General features: G+C 73.7%; 2 protein-coding genes and 2 pseudogenes. All 4 read left to right on the top strand.

Annotated elements, in window-relative coordinates; genetic code table 11:
- A partial coding sequence (locus tag ACGFIS_RS37320; protein WP_392974000.1) for a condensation domain-containing protein occupies window positions 1-1656 on the top strand: 1656 nt, incomplete at its 5' end.
- Window positions 1638-2909 (top strand): annotated as a pseudogene (locus tag ACGFIS_RS37315) (condensation domain-containing protein); the annotation flags it as partial. The gene ACGFIS_RS37320 and the pseudogene ACGFIS_RS37315, both read left to right, overlap by 19 nt.
- Before the next feature lie 111 nt (window positions 2910-3020).
- A pseudogene (locus tag ACGFIS_RS37310) lies at window positions 3021-4208 on the top strand (amino acid adenylation domain-containing protein); the annotation flags it as partial.
- On the top strand, window positions 4191-6307 hold a 2117-nt coding region (locus ACGFIS_RS37305), incomplete at its 3' end, for a condensation domain-containing protein (protein WP_392974001.1). The pseudogene ACGFIS_RS37310 and the gene ACGFIS_RS37305, both read left to right, overlap by 18 nt.

The following is a 6307-nucleotide window of genomic DNA, read 5'->3' as shown; positions in this document are numbered from 1 at the left end:
GCCGGCGACGGGTTCTTCGACCTGGGCGGCGACTCCATCATCGCGATCCAGCTCGTCTCCCGCGCCCGCCAGTCCGGCCTGGTCATCACACCGCGGGACGTGTTCCAGCACCAGACCGTCGAGGAACTGGCCGCGACCGCGCGTCCGGTGGGCGAGGGCGAGCAGATCGAGGCCGAGGCGCCCGGCGCCGGCGTCGGCCCGGTCCCGGTCACCCCGATCGTCGCGTGGCTGCGCGACCGGGTGGGCGGCGACGCCTCGCTGATCAGCGGCTTCCACCAGTCGATGCTGCTGCGCACGCCGCCGGACCTCGGCATGGACAGGCTGACGGCCGCACTCCAGACCCTCCTGGACCACCACGACATCCTCCGCCTCCGCCTGGACGCGCAGGACGACCGCTGGCAGCCCGTCGTCCGGCAGCCCGGCTCGTCCGACGCCGCCGAACTCGTCACCCGCGTCGACGTCGCCGGGCTGGACACCGACAAGCTCCGCGCCGTCGTCACCGAGCAGGCGACCGCCGCCCGCGACCGCCTCGACCCCCGGGCCGGGACGGTCGCGCAGCTCGTCTGGTTCGACGCGGGCCAGGACCAGGGACGCCTCCTCGTCGTCCTCCACCACCTGGTCGTGGACGGCGTGTCATGGCGCATCCTGCTGCCCGACCTCGTCACCGCCTGGGCCGGGGGAGAGCTCCAGCCGGTCGGGACGTCGTTCCGCCGCTGGGCGCAGAAGCTCACCGCGTCCGGCGGCGACGCCGGCGAACTGGACGACTGGCTCGACGTCGTCGACGGCCCGGACCAGAAGCTCGCCGGCAGCGCCCTCGACCCGCGCGTCGACATCGCCGCACGCGCCCGGTCGCTCACCCTCGATCTGCCCGCCGACGTCACGGGCCCGCTGCTCACCGGCGTCCCCGCCGCGTTCCACGGCCGCGCCAACGACGTCCTCCTCACCGGCCTGGCCCTCGCGGTCTCCCAGTGGCGGCGGCACCACGGCGGCCGCGGCACCGACGTCCTCATCGACCTGGAGGGCCACGGCCGGGAGGACGTCGTGCCCGGCGTCGACATCTCCCGCACCGCCGGCTGGTTCACCTCGATCCACCCCGTCCGGCTGGACGCGGGGATCGCCGACTGGGCCGAGGTCCGCGACGGCGGCTCGGTCGTGGGCACCGCCGTCAAGAAGGTCAAGGAGCAGCTCAGGGCCGTCCCGGGCGGCGGGCTCGGCTACGGCCTGCTGCGCTACGGCGGCGGGGAGGCCGCCGAGGAACTGGCCGAGGTGCCGCCCGCGCAGATCGCCTTCAACTACCTCGGCCGGATCGACGGCGGCGAGGGCGGCGACTGGACGCCGGCGCCCGAGGAGCCGCCCGCCGGCGAGGACCCCCGGATGCCGATGGCGCACGTCCTGGAGATCAACGCCGTCACCCGCGACCTGCCCGGCGGCCCCGTGCTGTCCGCGACGTGGACGTGGCCCGGCGGGCTGATGGAGTCCGGCGACGTTCGGGAACTGGCCGAAAGCTGGTTCGCGGCCCTGCGCGGCCTCGTCGCGCACGTCGCCTCGGGTGACCAAGACGGGCCGGCGGGCGGGTTCACCCCGTCCGACCTGCTCGTCGACCTGGACCAGAACGAGATCGACAAGCTACAGGACGCGTGGAGGCGGCAGCATTGAACCGGGGGGACCTAGAAGACATCCTGCCGCTGTCGCCGTTGCAGCAGGGGTTCTTCTTCCACGCCCTTTTCGACGCCGGCGACACGGACGTGTACACGGCGCAGCTCGTCATCGACCTTGAGGGGCCGCTGGACGCCGCCGCACTGCGGACCGCCGCCGGGACCCTGCTGCGCCGCCACCCGAACCTGCGCGCCGCGTTCTGGCACGAGGACCTGTCGCGTCCCGTGCAGGTCGTTCCCCGCACGGTCGAACTGCCGTGGGAGGAAGTCAGCGCATCCGCGGGCGCCGAGGCGGACGCCGTCGTGGCGCGGGAGCGGGCGCGCGGCTTCGACATGACCGCGCCGCCGCTGCTGCGGTTCGTCCTCGTCCGGATGGGTGCGGCACGGCACCGCCTGATCCTCACCAACCACCACATCCTGCTGGACGGCTGGTCGACGCCGATCATGGCGACCGAGCTGTTCATGCTCTACATGCAGGGCGGCCACGACACGGGGATGCCGCGCGTCACCCCGTACAAGAACTACCTGGCCTGGCTCGCCAAGCAGGACCGCGCCGCCGCCGAGGAGGCCTGGCGGCGCGCCCTCGACGGCGTGGACGAACCCAGCCTCGTCGCCCCCGAGGCCGCCGGACGCGCGCCGGAACGACCGCGGCGGACCATCACCGAACTGGACGAGCGCACCACCAGGCGCCTCACCCGCGCCGCCCGGCGCCATGGCGTCACCCTGAGCACCGTCCTGCAGGGCGCGTGGGGTCTGGTCCTCGGGCGGCTGCTCGGCTCCAACGACGTGGTGTTCGGCGCGACCGTGTCGGGCCGCCCGCCCGAACTGCCCGGCATTGAGCAGATGATCGGGCTGTTCATCAACACGCTGCCGATCCGCGTCCGGTACCGGATGGACGATTCGCTCGGCACGCTGCTGGAGCGGATCCAGGACGAGCAGACCGAACTCCTCGCCCACCACCACCTGGGCCTCACCGACATCCAGCGTGTGGCGGGGCACGGCGGCGCGCTGTTCGACACGATGACGGTGCTGGAGAACTACCCGTTCGACCCGGCCTCGCTGGACAGCTCCCTCAACGGCGTCCGCATCGCCGCGGCCGACTCCTACGACGCGACCCACTTCCCCCTGTCGTTCGTCGTCGCGCCCGGCGAGAGGCTGTCGCTGCGGCTGCACTACCGGCCCGACGTGTACGAACAGCCCGTCGTCGAGGCGCTCCTGGCCCGCGTCCGCCGCTTCCTGGAGGCGTTCGCCGAGGACGCCGAGCAGCTCATCGGCGCCGTGGAACTCCCCACGGACGCCGAACGCGCGGCCCTCGCGGCCTGGAACGACACGGGCGGCGACGTCCCGTCCGGCACGCTCCCGGCCATGCTGGAGCGGCAGGCGGCCCGCACCCCCGGCGAAACGGCCCTCGTGTGCGGCGGGGTCCGCCTCACCTACGCGGAGCTGAACGAGCGCGCCAACCGCCTCGCGCACGAACTCATCGCACGCGGGATCGGCCCGGAGGACCGCGTCGCGCTCGTCCTCCCGCGCACGCCCGAGATCGTCGTGGCGATCATGGGCGTGCTGAAGGCCGGCGCCGCCTATGTCCCGGTCGACCCCGAGTACCCGCCCGACCGCGTCGCCTACATGCTGGACGACTGCCGGCCGGCCCTCACCATCAGGGCCGGCGCCTTCCCGGACACGACCGGACGGCCCGCGCGCGACCCGGCCGACGCCGACCGCGTGAGGCCGCTGCGAACGGGCAACGCCGCCTATGTCATCTACACGTCGGGCTCGACCGGCCGCCCCAAGGGCGTGACGATTCCGCACGCGGGCCTGCTGAACTACTTCGAGACGCACCGGGACGCGTTCATCGATCCCGCGATCGAGGCCGCCGGCGGGCGCAGGATGCGGTTCGCACACCTGGCGTCGTTCTCGTTCGACACGTCCTGGATGGGCCTGCTGTGGATGATGTACGGCCACGAGCTGCACCTCATCGACGACGAAACCCGCCGCGATGTCGAGGCGTACACCGCGTACGTGGCGCGCGCGCAGATCGACCTGGTGAACACGACCCCGTCGCACTTCAGCTCGCTGCGCGAAGCGGGCCTGCTGAACGATGACGGACGGCACCTGCCGACGCAGCTCCTCCTCGGCGGCGAGGCCATGGGCGAGGCCCTGTGGACGGACCTGCGCGCGATCCCCGGCATCACCGCGCGCAACCTCTACGGGCCGACCGAGTCCACGATCGACACCATGAACCAGGTCGTCGCGGACCGCGAGCGCCCGTCGGTCGGCGGCCCCTACCGCAACGTCCGCTCCTACGTCCTGGACACCGCGCTCCAGCCGGCCCCCGCCGGCGTCCCCGGCGAGCTGTACCTCGCGGGCGCGCAGCTCGCCCGCGGCTACCTCGGCCGTCCCGGCCTGACCGCCGAGCGGTTCGTCGCCGACCCGTTCGGTGCGCCCGGCGACCGCATGTACCGCACCGGCGACCTGGCCCGGTGGCTGCCGGACGGGACGATCGAGTACCTCGGCCGCACCGACGACCAGGTCAAGATCCGCGGCTTCCGGGTCGAGCCCGGCGAGATCGAGAACGTCCTCGCCGGATGCGCGGGCGTCGCGCAGGCCGCCGTCGTCGTCCGCGAGAACCGTCCCGGAGACCGGCGCCTCGCCGCCTACCTCGTCGGCACCGGCGCCGGTGGCGGCATCGACGTCGCGGCGGTGCGGCGGTTCGCGGCGGAGCGGCTGCCCGACTACATGGTCCCGTCGTTCACCGTCCTGGACGCGCTGCCGCTCACCGTGAACGGCAAGCTGGACCGGGCCGCGCTCCCGGCGCCCGACACCGGCGCGTCCGTCAGCCGCGCACCGCGCTCCCCGCAGGAGGAGATCCTCTGCGGCCTGTTCGCCGAGATCCTCGGTGGAGTCGCCGGGGGGTCTGAGGGGTCGCCCCCCAGCGTGAACCGCGTGCCGAGGGTCGGCGTGGACGACGGGTTCTTCGACCTCGGCGGCGACTCGCTCACCGCCACCCGCCTCGTCAGCAGGATCCGCTCCGCGCTGGGCGTGGAGCTTCCCGTCCGCGCGCTGTTCGAGGCGCCGACCGCCGCGGGCCTCGCCGAACGGCTCGCCGACGCCGCCGGCGACGTCCGCCCGCCGCTGGTCCGCGCCGAACGGCCCGGCGTCGTGCCGCTGTCGTACGCGCAGCAGCGGCTCTGGTTCCTCAACCGCCTCGAAGGCGCCTCCGCGACGTTCAACATGCCGGTCGCGCTCCGGCTCGACGGGGCCCTCGACTTCGGCGCGCTCCGCGACGCGCTCGCCGACGTCGTGGCCCGGCACGAGTCGCTCCGCACGATCTTCCCGGACGGGTCGGGCACCGCCCGCCAGCTCGTCCTCGACCCGGCCGCCGCCCGACCCCGCCTCGACATCACCGAAACCGGCGAGGCCGCGCTGCCGACGGCCCTCGCCGCCTCCGTCGGGCAGGGCTTCGACCTGTCCGTCGAGCCGCCGCTGCGGGCCCGGCTGTTCGCGCTCGGCGGCGACACGCACGTCCTGATGCTCGTCCTGCACCACATCGCGGCGGACGGCTGGTCGATGGCGCCGCTCGCCCGCGACGTGATCCTCGCCTACGCGGCCCGCGCCGACGGGAAGGCGCCGCAGTGGGCGCCGCTGCCGGTCCAGTACGCCGACTACACGCTCTGGCAGCGCGAGCTGTTCGGCTCCGAGGACGACCCCGGCAGCCTGATCTCCAAGCAGATCGCCTACTGGAAGGACGCTCTCGCCGGGCTCCCGGAGGAACTCGCGCTGCCCGCCGACCGGCCGCGCCCGCCGGAGGCCACCTACCGGGGCGCGACGCACACGTTCGAGCTGGACGCCGAACTCCACGCCGGGCTGCTGGGCCTGGCCCGCGAGAGCGGCGCGAGCCTGTTCATGGTCATGCAGGCCGCCTACGCCGCGCTCCTCACCCGCCTCGGCGCCGGGACGGACGTGCCGATCGGGTCGCCGATCGCGGGCCGCACCGACGAGGCGCTCGACGACCTCGTCGGCATGTTCGTCAACATGCTCGTCCTGCGCACCGACACGTCCGGGGACCCGTCGTTCCGCGACCTGATCGGGCGGGTGAAGGAGACCGACCTCGCGGCCTACGGGCACCAGGACCTTCCGTTCGAGCGGCTCGTCGAGGTGCTCAACCCGGCCAGGTCGATGGCCCGGCACCCGCTGTTCCAGGTCGTCCTGTCGTTCCAGAACAACCCCGAGGCCCGCCTTGAGCTGGACGGGCTCAGCGGAGGCGCCGAACCCCTCGGATCGGGCGCCGCCAAGTACGACCTGTCCCTCTACCTGGAGGAACGGCACGGCGACGACGGCGCGCCCGCCGGGATCGAGGCCGGTCTCGAATACGCCCTCGACCTCTTCGACCCCGGCACCGCCGAGACCATCGCCGCCCGCTTCGAACGGCTCGTCCGCGAACTGATCGCCGACCCGGACGCGTCCATCGGCGCCGCCGAGATCCTGAGCGGCGGCGAGCGCCGGACCCTGCTGCGCAGGTGGGCCGGAGGCAAGGGCGACGACGTCGAGCGGACGACCATCCCGGCGTTGTTCGAGGCGCAGGCGGCGGCTCGTCCGGATGCGCCGGCGGTGACGTTCGATGGTGTGACGTGGGCGTATGGCGAGGTGAACGC

The organism is Spirillospora sp. NPDC048824 (assembly GCF_043198455.1).
In the GTDB taxonomy this organism is placed as follows: domain Bacteria; phylum Actinomycetota; class Actinomycetes; order Streptosporangiales; family Streptosporangiaceae; genus Spirillospora.
Note: the sequence above shows the minus strand (reverse complement) of the source record. Positions and strands in the feature narration are given on the sequence as shown.